This window comes from Glaciecola sp. 2405UD65-10 (assembly GCF_048820975.1).
Classification (GTDB): Bacteria; Pseudomonadota; Gammaproteobacteria; order Enterobacterales; family Alteromonadaceae; genus Glaciecola.
Genome location: NZ_JBMEUF010000002.1, coordinates 502624 through 515410, shown reverse-complemented (window position 1 = coordinate 515410; position 12787 = coordinate 502624). Strand labels below are relative to the sequence as shown.

General features: G+C 42.3%; 13 protein-coding genes. 12 read left to right on the top strand and 1 reads right to left on the bottom strand.

Features of this window, described 5'->3' with window-relative positions; translation table 11 throughout:
* The first annotated feature begins 69 nt into the window (after nucleotides 1-69).
* The 12 genes from ACOI22_RS14405 to ACOI22_RS14350 all read left to right on the top strand — a co-directional run bounded on the left by ACOI22_RS14405 (nucleotide 70) and on the right by ACOI22_RS14350 (nucleotide 12033).
* Complete coding sequence (locus tag ACOI22_RS14405) at nucleotides 70-456, top strand: RidA family protein (protein ID WP_420672815.1); 387 nt, start codon at nucleotides 70-72, stop codon at nucleotides 454-456.
* A gap of 32 nt (nucleotides 457-488) precedes the next feature.
* On the top strand, nucleotides 489-1178 hold the full coding sequence (gene trmH / locus ACOI22_RS14400) for a tRNA (guanosine(18)-2'-O)-methyltransferase TrmH (protein WP_420672990.1): 690 nt from the start codon (nucleotides 489-491) through the stop codon (nucleotides 1176-1178).
* 129 nt (nucleotides 1179-1307) lie between these two features.
* Nucleotides 1308-1934, top strand: a complete 627-nt coding sequence (locus ACOI22_RS14395) for a peroxiredoxin-like family protein (RefSeq protein WP_420672814.1) — start codon at nucleotides 1308-1310, stop codon at nucleotides 1932-1934.
* A 118-nt stretch (nucleotides 1935-2052) separates the two neighbouring features.
* Nucleotides 2053-3036: a response regulator gene (locus ACOI22_RS14390; RefSeq protein ID WP_420672813.1), complete on the top strand. Its 984-nt coding sequence runs from the start codon at nucleotides 2053-2055 to the stop codon at nucleotides 3034-3036.
* A 139-nt stretch (nucleotides 3037-3175) separates the two neighbouring features.
* Nucleotides 3176-4522, top strand: coding sequence for a conjugal transfer protein TraF (gene traF, locus ACOI22_RS14385; protein ID WP_420672812.1), 1347 nt, complete (start codon nucleotides 3176-3178; stop codon nucleotides 4520-4522).
* An 11-nt stretch (nucleotides 4523-4533) separates the two neighbouring features.
* Nucleotides 4534-6501 carry a hypothetical protein gene (locus tag ACOI22_RS14380; RefSeq protein WP_420672811.1) on the top strand — a complete coding sequence of 656 codons (1968 nt, stop codon included), beginning with the start codon at nucleotides 4534-4536 and terminating at the stop codon, nucleotides 6499-6501.
* Between the two features lie 99 nt (nucleotides 6502-6600).
* Nucleotides 6601-7443 carry a mechanosensitive ion channel family protein gene (locus ACOI22_RS14375; RefSeq protein ID WP_420672810.1) on the top strand — a complete coding sequence of 281 codons (843 nt, stop codon included), beginning with the start codon at nucleotides 6601-6603 and terminating at the stop codon, nucleotides 7441-7443.
* Nucleotides 7444-7632: 189 nt separating this feature from the next.
* Nucleotides 7633-8028, top strand: coding sequence for a hypothetical protein (locus tag ACOI22_RS14370; RefSeq protein WP_420672809.1), 396 nt, complete (start codon nucleotides 7633-7635; stop codon nucleotides 8026-8028).
* Nucleotides 8029-8039: 11 nt separating this feature from the next.
* Nucleotides 8040-8525 carry a hypothetical protein gene (locus ACOI22_RS14365; RefSeq protein ID WP_420672808.1) on the top strand — a complete coding sequence of 162 codons (486 nt, stop codon included), beginning with the start codon at nucleotides 8040-8042 and terminating at the stop codon, nucleotides 8523-8525.
* Nucleotides 8526-8630: 105 nt separating this feature from the next.
* Nucleotides 8631-10712 (top strand): ATP-dependent DNA helicase RecG, encoded by a 2082-nt coding sequence (gene recG / locus ACOI22_RS14360; RefSeq protein WP_420672807.1) that lies wholly within the window; start codon nucleotides 8631-8633, stop codon nucleotides 10710-10712.
* Nucleotides 10705-11523 carry a class I SAM-dependent methyltransferase gene (locus tag ACOI22_RS14355; protein WP_420672806.1) on the top strand — a complete coding sequence of 273 codons (819 nt, stop codon included), beginning with the start codon at nucleotides 10705-10707 and terminating at the stop codon, nucleotides 11521-11523. Before recG ends, ACOI22_RS14355 begins: the two co-directional genes overlap by 8 nt.
* Before the next feature lie 36 nt (nucleotides 11524-11559).
* Entirely contained in the window at nucleotides 11560-12033 is a 474-nt protein-coding gene (locus ACOI22_RS14350) for a peroxiredoxin (protein WP_420672805.1), read from the top strand.
* A 49-nt stretch (nucleotides 12034-12082) separates the two neighbouring features.
* On the opposite strand, the gene ACOI22_RS14345 is transcribed toward ACOI22_RS14350, so the two are convergent.
* On the bottom strand, nucleotides 12083-12772 hold the full coding sequence (locus ACOI22_RS14345; protein WP_420672804.1) for a VIT1/CCC1 transporter family protein: 690 nt from the start codon (nucleotides 12770-12772) through the stop codon (nucleotides 12083-12085).
* Between the last annotated feature and the right edge of the window lie 15 nt (nucleotides 12773-12787).

Sequence of the window (12787 nt, the reverse complement as noted above, 5' to 3'; positions counted from 1 at the left end):
ACACACTAACAACTAAGCAAAACAAGCAGCTTTTTGGCTGCTTGTTTTGTCTTTAATAGTAGAGGACATATGTCAAAATCAATTATACAAACAAACAACGCACCTGCCGCTATTGGTACTTATAGCCAAGCCGTAAAAGCAGGAAATACCGTGTATTTGTCAGGTCAAATTCCGTTAGTGCCGAGCAACATGGAAATGGTATCTGAAGACTTTGAAGCGCAGGCAGTTCAAGTGTTTGAGAATATTCAAGCGGTAGTGGAAGCTGCTGGTGGTAACCTCACCAACCTTGTAAAGGTAAACATTTTTTTGACTGATTTGGGCCAGTTTGCCACGGTAAATGAGGTGATGTCGCGCTACTTTAGCCAACCTTACCCAGCACGCGCAGCCGTTCAAGTAAGTGCTTTGCCACGTGGTGCGCAAATAGAAATAGATGCGGTTATGGTATTGCCTGAATAAGGCGCAATTTTGTTATGATACGTGAACAATCGATGACGCCTGAACGCTTAGCTCGAATCAACACTTTGTTGACTAAACGCCAAGCCAATTTAACGGTAATGTTTGAAGAGGTACAAAACCCGTTCAACGTATCAGCAATTGTGAGAACCGCCGATTCAGTCGGCATTAATAAAGTTCACTTTGTGGGCCATGAAAAAGCAGACCTGCGCAAACGTACCTCTATGGGAAGCCATGCGTGGGTCAAGTCTGAGTGCCATGACTCTAGTGAGCAAGCCATTGCAAGTCTAAAAGAACAAAATATGCAAGTGCTAGTGACGCACTTAGACTCTTCAGCGGTAGACTTCCGCGAAATTGATTACACCTTACCTACTGCTATTATTCTAGGCCAAGAAAAATACGGCGTTACTGACGAAGCTATTGCCTTGGCTGATCATTCTATTGTAATTCCCATGGTGGGGATGGTGCAGTCTTTAAATGTTTCGGTTGCTGCGGCCCTAGTGTTGTACGAAGCGCAAAGGCAACGCCAAAATGCAGGCATGTACAATACGCGTAGCCTAAGTGATGCCGAGTGCCAGCGAATTTTATTTGAGGGTGGCTTCCCCGTGCTGCATAAAGAGTGCGTACGAAGAAACTTACCTTATCCTTACATCAATGAAAATGGCACTATAGAGGCGCAAGATGCGTGGTGGGAAGCATTACAGTTTTCAGCCCCGGTAAAATAAAGGTAATTTTTGAAATATATCAGCGCTTGGCTAGGTCACATACATATTCGATAGAATAAGCGCAGTCAAAAGTACTAAAGCTGCGGTTGGCAGTTTAATTCACTTCTTAACTTTTATACGGACTTTTAAATGAAAAAATTGATTTTAATGACCTTTGTTGCACTTGTTTCTTTGACTGTACAGGCAGTTGACCGTTCGGTTATTCGAGACAACGCCGCTGACGTTACGCCCATTTTAAACGGCACACAAGCACCTAACGCTACCTTGAGAACAGCAGATGGTTCACCGGTAAGTTTGCAAGCGTTATTGATGCAAAAGCCTAGCGTAATTGTGTTTTATCGCGGGGGCTGGTGCCCGTATTGTTCACAACAATTAGCTGAGCTTCAAACTATTGAAAGTGAGCTAGTGAAAGAAGGTTATCAAATTCTGGCTATTTCGCCTGAATCGCCTGAAAAATTGCAGTCACAAAAAATAGATACTGACTATGTTGCGCAATTATTATCAGATGAAAAGCTACAAGCCATTTCAGGTTTCGGCATAGGTTTTTACGTTGAAGATGACACGCGTGCTTTATACAAAGACCGCATGAATGTAGAGCTTACGCCCGATGCTACAGACCGCGCAGTGTTGCCAGCTCCGGCGATATTTATTACTAATACAAAAGGTCAGGTGGTATTTAACTATGTTAACCCTGATTATAAAGTGCGCCCATCAGCTGAGTTGGTATTAAGTGCTGCGAAACTCGTAAATCAGTAAGTGTGAGCTCTTAATCTACGAAATTATTATAAGAGTACGGCGTTATGACCGTACTTTTATTGAACAATCGCGCTTTCTAGATTAGAGTGGGAACATTGCTCTCTAGTGAAAGGCATCAATGACGTTTTTTTATAGCGCCCCAGAAAATGCGAAGACCCATTCCCCACTAAATAATTCTGTTAAACACAGAGTATTAATTGTTGATGACAATGAAATGGAGCTTATGGTTTTTCGTGCATCTTTGAACGAGAATATAATATCTTCATTTGCGGCGTCAGCAAAAGATGCGCTTAATTTGTTAAAGCACCAGCCCCTTCCTGATTTAATTGTGCTTGATATAGTAATGCCAGTTGAAAATGGTTATGAATTTTGCAAAAAATTAAAAACTGATTACCAAACTAAGCATATCCCTATTATTTTCTTAACAGCATGTAAAAATTTAGAAGACAAAACCAAAGCGTTTGAAGCAGGTGCCGCAGACTACGTCACCAAACCGTTTTTTCCTGAAGAATTGGAATTTAGAGTGCAAAACCAGTTACGTTTACTTGAAGAGAAACGTCGCTTGGAAAAGCTCGCTTTTACTGATGACTTAACTAGTTTAGCAAACAGGCGGTCTTACAATCAGGCTTTACTTGATGAGTGGTCAAGGAGCGCGCGAAACAAACATGCCCTTAGCCTACTTCTTTTAGATATTGATGACTTTAAAGGTTATAACGATTTTTATGGTCATGATGCTGGGGATAAAGTGTTAGCAAGGGTAGCGAAAATGTTCTCAAGTTTAGCCGTTAGAGCGGGTGATTTATGCGCACGCTTTGGTGGAGAAGAGCTTGTTTTGCTTCTGCCAGACTGCAACGAAGAAGGTGCTCTGCAAAAAGCTGAGCAAGCAGTGGCAGGCGTGATAAATTTAAATATAGACCATTCACATTCCCTGCATAAAGGTCTACTAACGGCCAGTGTTGGGGTAACTACCGCTTATCCGCGCGCAGATATAGACAGTCTAATGTTATTTAAAGTGACAGACGAAGCATTATATAAGGCAAAAACCCAGGGTAAGAATCGTTTCCATGTTGCAAAAAGCATAGGATATGCTGGAGACCTATAGCTTAAACTAACGTTGGTTGATACGTACTTTAGCGGATTTTAGTTATTTTAATACATACCTAATAGCAAGGGCTTATACGCTTACAAGGCTATTTAAAGCTAACATCTTGAGTTAGAAATTGTCTAACTAGGTATTTCCTGTGACACCTAAACTTCCCCCGTTACGTTTATGTAAACTGTGTGCAATCAGCGTGTGCTTATTGTCATTTGCCTGTGTAGCGCGTGACCCTTTCCAAATAACAGGTGGCGGCTTAAGCAAAGGTAAAGTCAGCTCAGCTACAGATGCTAGTTCAAGTTTTCATAACCCTGCCGCAGCAAGTTACTTAATGGCCGGTGAGTCAGGTCTTCGCTATAATTTTATTGGCCCTTTGGGCGCCGGGTATGAAGTAGGTAAAATAGATTCGCTAGTAGATGAGTTAGATGAACTTCTTGATATACTCGAAGACGATGATTTAAATGCGCAAGCGGCTCTTGATGCCAAAGACCGCTTTGACCCCTTCTTAGCCGATGCGGCTGTAAATGGCCTATTAAAAGTAGGTGGCAGCACCTCTATACCGTTCTTTCCTATGTTTTATCACAGTAATAGCTTAGGTACTTTTACTGCTGAAGTTAATATTTCCGGTCTTATTAGATCAACTGTTTTAGATGATGAAATAGATATAGTCGCACTAAATGACTCATTTAAAATTAACACTTCGGCAGCGCTTTACGTTAAAAGCGCAGTAAAGGCTAACTTAGCTTTAGGATATAGCCGCCCCATTTACAAGCGCGAAGATGCCATGCTATATGCTGGGCTTAAGCTAAATGTAAGTCAGTATAAGCTTGGCAAAAATGTTGTTTCTCTTGCGGGTTTAGAAGATGGCGAAGACATAGGCGACGCCATTGAAGATGATTACGAGGCGAACCAAAACAGCGCAACAAATGTTAGCCTTGATGCTGGATTGCTTTGGGTAAGTGAGCACTACTCCGTAGGGCTTTCATTGCAAGATATTAACGAACCCGAGTACGAATTTGGTTTTATAAATGACAACTGCACTGCTTTGACAGGTTTGTCATTAGATAACTGTTTTGTGGCACAAGAAGCTGTGGCGCAAGGGCGCATTAAAGCCGATGAGGTTCACATAGCAAACGCACTTGCTACTATTGAAGCTTCTACTTGGGTTGGCGTTCCTCTTTTTGGCAAAGGCGGAAAATTTGGCTTACATGCTTCGGTAGACCTTAATGATAAAAATGATGCTTTGGGTGATGTGTACCAATGGGCAAGTGTTAGTACAAGCGCACAGTTAAATTCATGGTTTATTCCAGAGCTGCGTTTAGGTTACAGCCAGAATTTGTCGGGAACTGAATTGAGCTACTACAGCTTTGGCGTGACCTTCTTTAAGCATGCTGACCTTGATATTCGATGGAGCGATGAAACCGTTCGTATTGATGACAGCTCCGGCCCCCGCTCTGCGTATTTTAGCTTTGCCATTCAAACCAAATTCTAAATGGACATATTATGAAACATCCCATTCCTTACGCGCGATTGTTGGTTTTTGCACTGTTCTTTTCAATGCTTGTGGCTTGCGGTGGCGCCGTAGATGACCAAGACCAAGCACAAGATACAGACAACGCACTGGTAGATTCGCGTATTACTATAAGCGCCTTAACGCTTAATGGCTATGTGGCAAATGCCTTAGTTTGGATAGACGCTCGCAACAACAACACTATTGACGGCTTTGAAAGCTACGCCTATACCGACGCTCAAGGTTTTGTGAGTTATAACCCTAATACAGGGGTGAATTACTGTGCAACAAGCGAAGAGAGTTTACAGCGTTTTTGCCTGCAAACGGCTACTCAAAGTGGCGAAATTATTATTAAAGCGGCCAAAGGCTTGGAGTTGTTGTCAGGAGAATCGTTTAAATCGGTGCTTACTGCAAAAATTGACGTGCAAACCGCTAAAACGCAATTTAATGATATGCTGGCGCTAGGCGCAAAGCCCCTAGGTAACACAAGTACTTGGCAAGAAAGTTTAGACCCATTGCTACTTAAATTATCACCACTTAGTAGTTTGTCTTACTATTTACAGCGCAATGCGACTAACAACAGCACGCAAAGCGAAACGGCTATTACGTCAATACTTATTAACATGGGGTATAGCATACCCAGTGATACCAGTGATGATGACATTTTGGCAAAGGAATACATTGCGGGCATTAGTTTAGATGATCCTCTTGCCGATGATTTATTCGCAGCTTCGCTTATGATGTCGCGCTTAGTCGATACGGTAAGTGTAAACTTAGACAGCGCTACTGAAAGCTACAATTTTGGCGAAAGCGGCTTACCCATTAGTACTGCTGATTCAGTTTATCAAGCCTTGGCAACTAGCTTAGTTAACGGTGTGCCAGCTAATACCGCATCAAACAATAAAACCTCTGCATACAAAAACTTACTCATTAATGAAACCCAATTAAGCGCAGATTTAATAGAGAATTCATTAGGTAATTTAGACGCACTCTTCGTTGAAAACAACTTAAGTAATGCTAACGTTACAAGTTTACTTACTCGTGTTGAGCAAAATACCAATCTCACCATCTTATTGACCAAACTTGTTAGCATTGGTGAGCAACATTTTGCACAAATTGATACCAGTGAAAATCTTTTAAATCAAATGCTCACCTTAAATCAATCACTAACACTGCCTACATTAAGCCCGCCAATCGTCTTTATGAGCAATCAAGAGGCAACAGGGCAAACTACGCTGGCAACTTATTTACAAAGCCCTGATAACCGAATCTCGGAGTTATTGAGTAACGAAAATGCGGCAACTGTAGCGGCATTTGAGCAAAGTAACTCACTTACGGCCAATTTTGATTTAAACACCCTAGCTCACGACTTACGAAATATAGCCAGCCAAGATGGCGGCGAAGAAGCGTTAGGCTCTGAAGATGTAGCGATTCCTATAATTAATTTAGCTTCGGTTAACACTGCAGATGCCAGCAGCTTTTACAGCGGTAAGCGTTTAAGTTTATCGGGCATTTTAGATGAGGTGGAGCAGGGCCAAGTGCTTATTTACTTTGCTGGGAGCGAAAATGCTAAGGCTGGCGAAATACACATGTGCATAGCATATAAAAATGAGCGCGACCCAGGTGACAATATTAGTGCGCAGTTATTCGATGGGACATGGTCACTCATTGGGACTGCTTCGCAAAACAGAATATCGTTAGTATCTGAAGGCTTCACTATTCAAATGAAAGTGCTCGGTGAAAGCTATGGCGAAGATATTCCGGCTAACCAAACCGTGCCAAGCTTACCGCGCAATGCCAATGAGTTATATGGGCGCTTTGGCTTTACTTTAAACGATGATACCTCAACCTGGCATTCAGATAACGCATCGGTCAATCAAAGTTATGGCTTTATGGATTACACTGAATTACCCGCCAGTAATAGTGATTGTGCAACAAACTTAAATTTAACAGTAAATTAGCCGTAATAATCATGCAGGCTAATTGGCAAATGTCTTCGCTTGTATGTTAAATTACACGAACTCCTTTCCTCTTCATTTTTGTGAGTTGGCTCTATTTATATGCAGGCAGAACTTCTTAATCATCCCGTATTACTTTCAGTCGTAATTATTGTATGTGCTTATTTGTTAAAGCTATTGATTGGAAAAATAGGGCGGCGTAGACGCGTTAAAAAAGCCACTGACAACAAACATCTTACACATAGCTTGCGTCACTTTATTAACTTACTAATGGTAATGATGCTGTTGGTGGTTTGGTCAACCGAAATTCAAAATTTTGCGCTTTCAGTGGCGGCTTTTGCGGTAGCAATCGTATTAGCTATGCGTGAATTTATACAATCAATTATTGGTTTCTTCTACTTAGTGACCACCCGTCCTTTTAAAGTGGGTGATTGGATACAAGTAGATGGCATGCACGGAGAAGTATCTGAAATTGATTGGGTTAAAACAACGCTGCTTGATATTGATTTGAAAACTTATCGTATGAGCCGCCGCGTGACCTACATACCAAATGGCCGCCTAGTGGTTAACCCAATAAAGAACTTAAACTTTGTTAAGCGTTACGTAACTCACGATTTTGAAATAGTGCGCAGAGAAAGTATTAATGGCTTCCCTATTTATGATGAGCTTTACAAACGCTGTTTACAGTACTGTGAAGAGTTTTACGACGTGGCCGTGCGGTACAATGCCATTATTGAAAGAAAGCTAGATGCCAGTATATTCGGCCCCGAGCCTGAAATTAGGTTCAGCACTACTGATATAGGTGATTTTAAAGCGAACATAAAGTTGTTTTGCCCGACTGAATTAGCCATTGAGTTAGAGCATAAAATCACCTCAGATTTTATGCAGCTATGGGACGAAGAGCTTGATAAAAAGCAGCTAAAATATAACGACTATAAAAGTTAAACCCTAGTATATTTAATTTTTCGTTACAAGATACTCAAACCGCGTTCAATAAGCCCTAAATCTCTAGGGCTTATCATTTTTTAATTTAAACCTTGCTATTCATTTCTCAGTCATTTAATCTAAATGCGAATCGTTATCATTTGCAATGTGTCGCATCAGCCGTTCGATGGGCAAAACTGAGGAAGCGTTATGCACCCATTTTCTTTTTCGTCTACAGAACTCGCTGTTAAGACCGAGCAGCATTTACCTAATGTTAATACCCTTGAGCTGTATGTTTTTTTAGGCATTGAACGCGCTAAAAAATGTGCAACTGCTAGCCAAACCAAAAGCGCGCATATGCGGGTTGTTAATACCTTAACAGAAACAATGTGTGATGACTGCTTGTCATTAGAGTGGCGAGAATCGTGTCATAAATGGATCCGCAAATTGCTTCCGGTGTTATTTGAAATTCTACCTACTTGTACTTATTGGCAAGAGCTTGAAAACATAAAATTGCTTAAAGAGTACTTCTTAACAAACAAATGCGCGGTTAAACATCGAGATGTAAGTGCATCAAGTGGCCAAGCTAGCAGTAATCTTCGATAAGGAAACGTAAAATGGCTTATCATCAATTTATATGTGCAAAGCACTATGCTTGGATAGAGCAACACCCTTGTGCGGCGTTTGAGCGAGTTAAAAATATGTCTAGGCATGCGCAAGCTCTGCTGGCTAAACAGTCTTATGATGAAGCGCTGCCCTACTTAGGTACTGTATTTGAAACCCTTGAGGCCTTGTTTGATTTACGAGTTGAGTCACCGCAATTAACGAATGAATTAACGAGTTCGGCAATAATGCTTGCGCAAGCTTATTCTCAGTTAAATATCCCTTTAAAAGCAAATGAAATACTATTGCGTTTATATAATAAACTACAAGGTGCCCTTGCCGCTGAGCAACATTATGCGAGCAAAATGGTATTTTACCGCCACTGTGCCAACAGTTTATTGCAGGCAAAAGATGAAGTGTGTAGTTCGCTAAATGAGGTGTACACTGAAGCTAGAAAGCAAAGCCAAGAATTTCCTGTGTATTCATCTGTATTGCATTAAGTTGTTGAAAATTCGCTTACTTGTAATTCAATCTAAGGAACAGGTGGCGAAAGCACAAAAGTTTGATACTCTTTGTGTATTCAATTAAAAACAAAGAACGCTTTCATGTTGTCACTGGCTGACACCTCAGTCACCACATTAAAAGGTGTGGGTGCTAAAGTTGCTGAAAAACTCACAAAACTGGGTTTAAAAAATCTTCAGGACGTAATATTTCATTTGCCTCTGCGGTATGAAGATCGCACGCGCGTTTATCCATTAGCTGATTTATATCAGGGTTTACATGGCACAGTAGTGGCCGAAGTGCTAAATGCTGATATTAAATACGGGCGTAAGCGCATGCTTATTGTGAAATTGAGCGATGGTGATGACATTATTAATTTGCGCTTTTTTCACTTTTCAGCCGCTCAATTAAACGGGTTTAAAGTAGGCGCGTTAGTGCGTGCCTTTGGTGAAGTACGTGCAGGAAACGGCAATGCAGACTGGGAAATGATGCATCCAGAATACAAAATTGTATCAAGTGCTGAACAAGTTCCCATGGAAGAAAGCCTTACCCCGGTATACCCCACAACTGAAGGCGTGAATCAACTCACTCTGCGCAAATTAAGTGAGCAAGCCTTACAGCAGCTTGATAAGGGCGCGTTACCTGATTTACTTCCTGCAGGCCTATATTCCGGGCAATTGTCATTAAAAGATGCTTTGCATATAGTGCATCGCCCGCCCCCTAGTGCGAATATTGATATGCTGCTTGAAGGTCAACATGCTGCGCAAACCCGATTAATATTAGAGGAGCTGTTAGCCCACCATTTGAGTATGCTAAAAGTGCGCGGCGAGTCTAAGCAAGACCCAGGCATGGCTATAAAAATAGATGCCGTGCTTAAGCATCGGTTTTTAGAGTTATTACCTTTTTCACCCACGGGTGCGCAGTCACGTGTTGTGGCTGAAATAGAACAAGACATTGCGCAACCTCAGCCTATGATGCGCTTAGTGCAAGGCGATGTAGGCTCGGGTAAAACCTTGGTGGCTGCTTTGGCAAGTTTGTCGGTAGTAAGCGCAGGTATGCAAGTTGCGTTAATGGCGCCCACAGAGTTATTGGCTGAACAACACGCCAAAAACTTTACTGATTGGCTAAGCCCTTTAAATATTAAAGTGGGATGGTTAGCTGGAAAGTTAAAAGGAAAAGCCCGAGCGCAAACCCTCGCAGAATTACAAAGCGGTGACATACAATTTTTAGTAGGTACCCATGCAATTTTTCAAGACGCTGTAAATTACAAAAACCTCGCGTTAGTCATAGTCGATGAACAACATCGCTTTGGTGTTCATCAGCGCTTGTCATTACGTAAAAAAGGGGAACTAGCGGGTAAATATCCCCACCAACTCATTATGACCGCCACGCCCATTCCGCGCACCCTAGCTATGACGGCCTACGCTGATTTAGACACCTCTATAATAGATGAGCTTCCGCCAGGTAGAACACCCGTTAAAACGGTAGTACTACCCGACGGGCGCCGCGGCGATATTATAGAACGCGTTAGAAGTTCAGCCATTAATGACAGGCGTCAAATTTATTGGGTGTGCACGCTTATTGAAGAATCAGAAGTGCTTGAATGCCAAGCTGCAGAAGATACTGCTATAGCACTGGCAACTGCGCTGCCTGACTTAAAGGTAGGCTTAGTGCATGGGCGCCTAAAGGCCGATGAAAAACAAGCCGTAATGAATAGTTTTAAGCAGGGTGAAATGGATTTATTGGTAGCCACTACGGTCATTGAGGTAGGTGTAGACGTACCTAATGCTAGTTTAATGATTATTGAAAACCCCGAGCGCTTGGGTTTAGCTCAGCTTCACCAATTAAGAGGGCGGGTAGGGCGTGGCTCAATAGAAAGCCATTGTGTACTGATGTACCAAAGCCCTTTATCGAAAACTGCAAGCAAGCGTTTAGCGGTATTGCGTGAATCGAATGATGGGTTTTATATTGCTGAAAAAGATCTTGAAATTAGAGGCCCAGGTGAAGTTATGGGGACCAAACAAACTGGTGTAGCTGATCTTAAAATAGCGGACTTAGTGCGTGACGCCGCACTTGTTCCGCAAGTCAGCGAACTCGCTGAGCTAATGTGGCGCGATCATCAAAGTAATTCAAAATCTCTTATTCGCCGGTGGCTGGCATATAAGGATGAATACTCTAATGCATAAAATAAATGGCGAGCAAAATATAGCGATTTTAATAGAAGATAGCGGCAGCATATATGCCAATGAACAGGCGCAAGTGCTGGCAAATAAATTGGGTGTTGACGTACATACTATTCCTGCAAACAACAAAAAGTCACGCTTTGTAGATGCGCAGTGGTTGCTGGTGTTTACCGCTAAAGGCTTGAGTTTGCGCGTAGCCAGTGAGCCTAGTTGGTCAGATATATGCGTAGATTTTGCGTCGGCCGCTTTGCAGTATAGAAAACAGCACGGTGGCGGTAAAAATGAGTTAGTTGCTAAAGCAATAGGGATTAAGGGTAAACACAATTTGCGCGTGCTTGATTGCACGGCAGGGATGGGGACCGACAGTTTTATAATGGCTAGTGTGGGTGCGAACGTGACAATGTTAGAACGAAGCCCCATTATTAGCGCGCTTCTTGCTGATGGTTTAGCGCGAGCGCAAAACCAAGAAATGCCGCTTGCCACGAGCTTACAATTAGTAGAAGCTAACGCTATAGAGTACATGCAAAGCCATAACGCTGAAAGCTTACAAATTGATGTGGTGTACCTTGACCCAATGTTTCCTCACAAGAAAAAATCAGCCTTGGTTAAAAAAGAAATGCAGGCGTTTCAATTAATGTTAGGGCCTGACCAAGACAGCGCCGCTTTGTTAAGCGCTGCGATAGATTTTTCACCTAAACGCATTGTGGTAAAACGCCCTGCAAGCGCGCCAGAATTAGACAACACGCATAAGCGTAAACCGAATATGGCAATTAGCTCGAAAAAACACAGATATGATGTATATTTAATATCTTAATTAAGTGATTTACGTAAACCAAACAAGGAATTTTTTATGATTGAAGTTGGCGCAACACTACCAGAAACAACCTTTAGCGTAATTGAAGACGGCGAAATGAAAAATCCGCATTCAAATGATTTATTTGCAGGAAAAAAAGTGGTTTTGTTTGCCGTACCGGGCGCATTCACACCAACTTGTTCTCAAGCTCACTTACCCGGTTATGTCACTCTTGCTGATAAATTCAAGGAAAAAGGCATTGATAGCATCATTTGTGTATCAGTAAATGACGCATTTGTGATGAACGCATGGGGCAAAGCCTCAAATGCTGAAGAAGTAATGATGCTTGCTGATGGCAATGGCCAATTTGCACAGCTTATTGGGCTTGATATGGATACTGACACATTCGGTGGAATACGTTCACAGCGCTACAGCATGCTAGTTGAAGACGGCGTAGTTAAATCGTTAAACCTAGAAGACCCAGGCCAGTTTGAAGTGTCAGACGCGGAAACGATGCTTAAATCTCTTTAAGTGTAAGCCAATTAGGTTAGGCACAACGCGCCTAACCTAATCAATATTCTCAAATCCAAACATCAAACATGGCACCAGTTAGCGCGGTCACTAGCATGGCAATGGCTCCCCAAAACGTGATTCGTAATACGCCTATGTACAATTTCGCCCCACTCAAATAAGCAGACACCGCCCCAAGAATTGCAAGCATTAACAAACTTGAAGCCGACACTGTAGGTATAAGCATATTTAATGGGGTAATTAAGCTGAATAGTAAAGGGACAAAAGCGCCTGAAACGAAACACGCTGCTGATGACATCGCTGCTTGTAAAGGTTGCGCTGACGATTCCTCAGATATGCCTATGTCGTCACGCGCGTGGGTTGCTAAGGCGTCGTGTTCCATCATTTGCTTAGCAACTTGTATGGCCAGCGCCTTTTCTACGCCGCGATTTTCATAAATTTCAGCCAGTTCCGCTATTTCTTCTTCGTAATTATCTTCTAAAGATTGCGCTTCAATGAGTAAATCACTTTTTTCCGTATCAGCCTGAGTGCAAACCGACACATATTCCCCCGCAGCCATAGAAATAGCGCCAGCAATAACGCCAGCGATTCCTGAAACAGCAATAGCCGTATTACTAGAGCCTGCAGCAGCCACACCAATAATGAGGCTAGAAATGGAAATAATACCGTCATTGGCTCCTAATACGGCTGCTCGAAGCCAACCAACACGGTGTTGTTTATGGGGTTGTGCGTGAGGCAATTACAGCTCCTTTAC

Coding starts and splice junctions, on each gene's coding strand:
- ACOI22_RS14405 (WP_420672815.1), top strand. CDS start 70: ATGTCAAAATCAATTATACAAACAAACAACGCACCTGCCGCTATTGGT.
- trmH (WP_420672990.1), top strand. CDS start 489: ATGACGCCTGAACGCTTAGCTCGAATCAACACTTTGTTGACTAAACGC.
- ACOI22_RS14395 (WP_420672814.1), top strand. CDS start 1,308: ATGAAAAAATTGATTTTAATGACCTTTGTTGCACTTGTTTCTTTGACT.
- ACOI22_RS14390 (WP_420672813.1), top strand. CDS start 2,053: ATGACGTTTTTTTATAGCGCCCCAGAAAATGCGAAGACCCATTCCCCA.
- ACOI22_RS14380 (WP_420672811.1), top strand. CDS start 4,534: ATGAAACATCCCATTCCTTACGCGCGATTGTTGGTTTTTGCACTGTTC.
- ACOI22_RS14375 (WP_420672810.1), top strand. CDS start 6,601: ATGCAGGCAGAACTTCTTAATCATCCCGTATTACTTTCAGTCGTAATT.
- ACOI22_RS14370 (WP_420672809.1), top strand. CDS start 7,633: ATGCACCCATTTTCTTTTTCGTCTACAGAACTCGCTGTTAAGACCGAG.
- ACOI22_RS14365 (WP_420672808.1), top strand. CDS start 8,040: ATGGCTTATCATCAATTTATATGTGCAAAGCACTATGCTTGGATAGAG.
- recG (WP_420672807.1), top strand. CDS start 8,631: ATGTTGTCACTGGCTGACACCTCAGTCACCACATTAAAAGGTGTGGGT.
- ACOI22_RS14355 (WP_420672806.1), top strand. CDS start 10,705: ATGCATAAAATAAATGGCGAGCAAAATATAGCGATTTTAATAGAAGAT.
- ACOI22_RS14350 (WP_420672805.1), top strand. CDS start 11,560: ATGATTGAAGTTGGCGCAACACTACCAGAAACAACCTTTAGCGTAATT.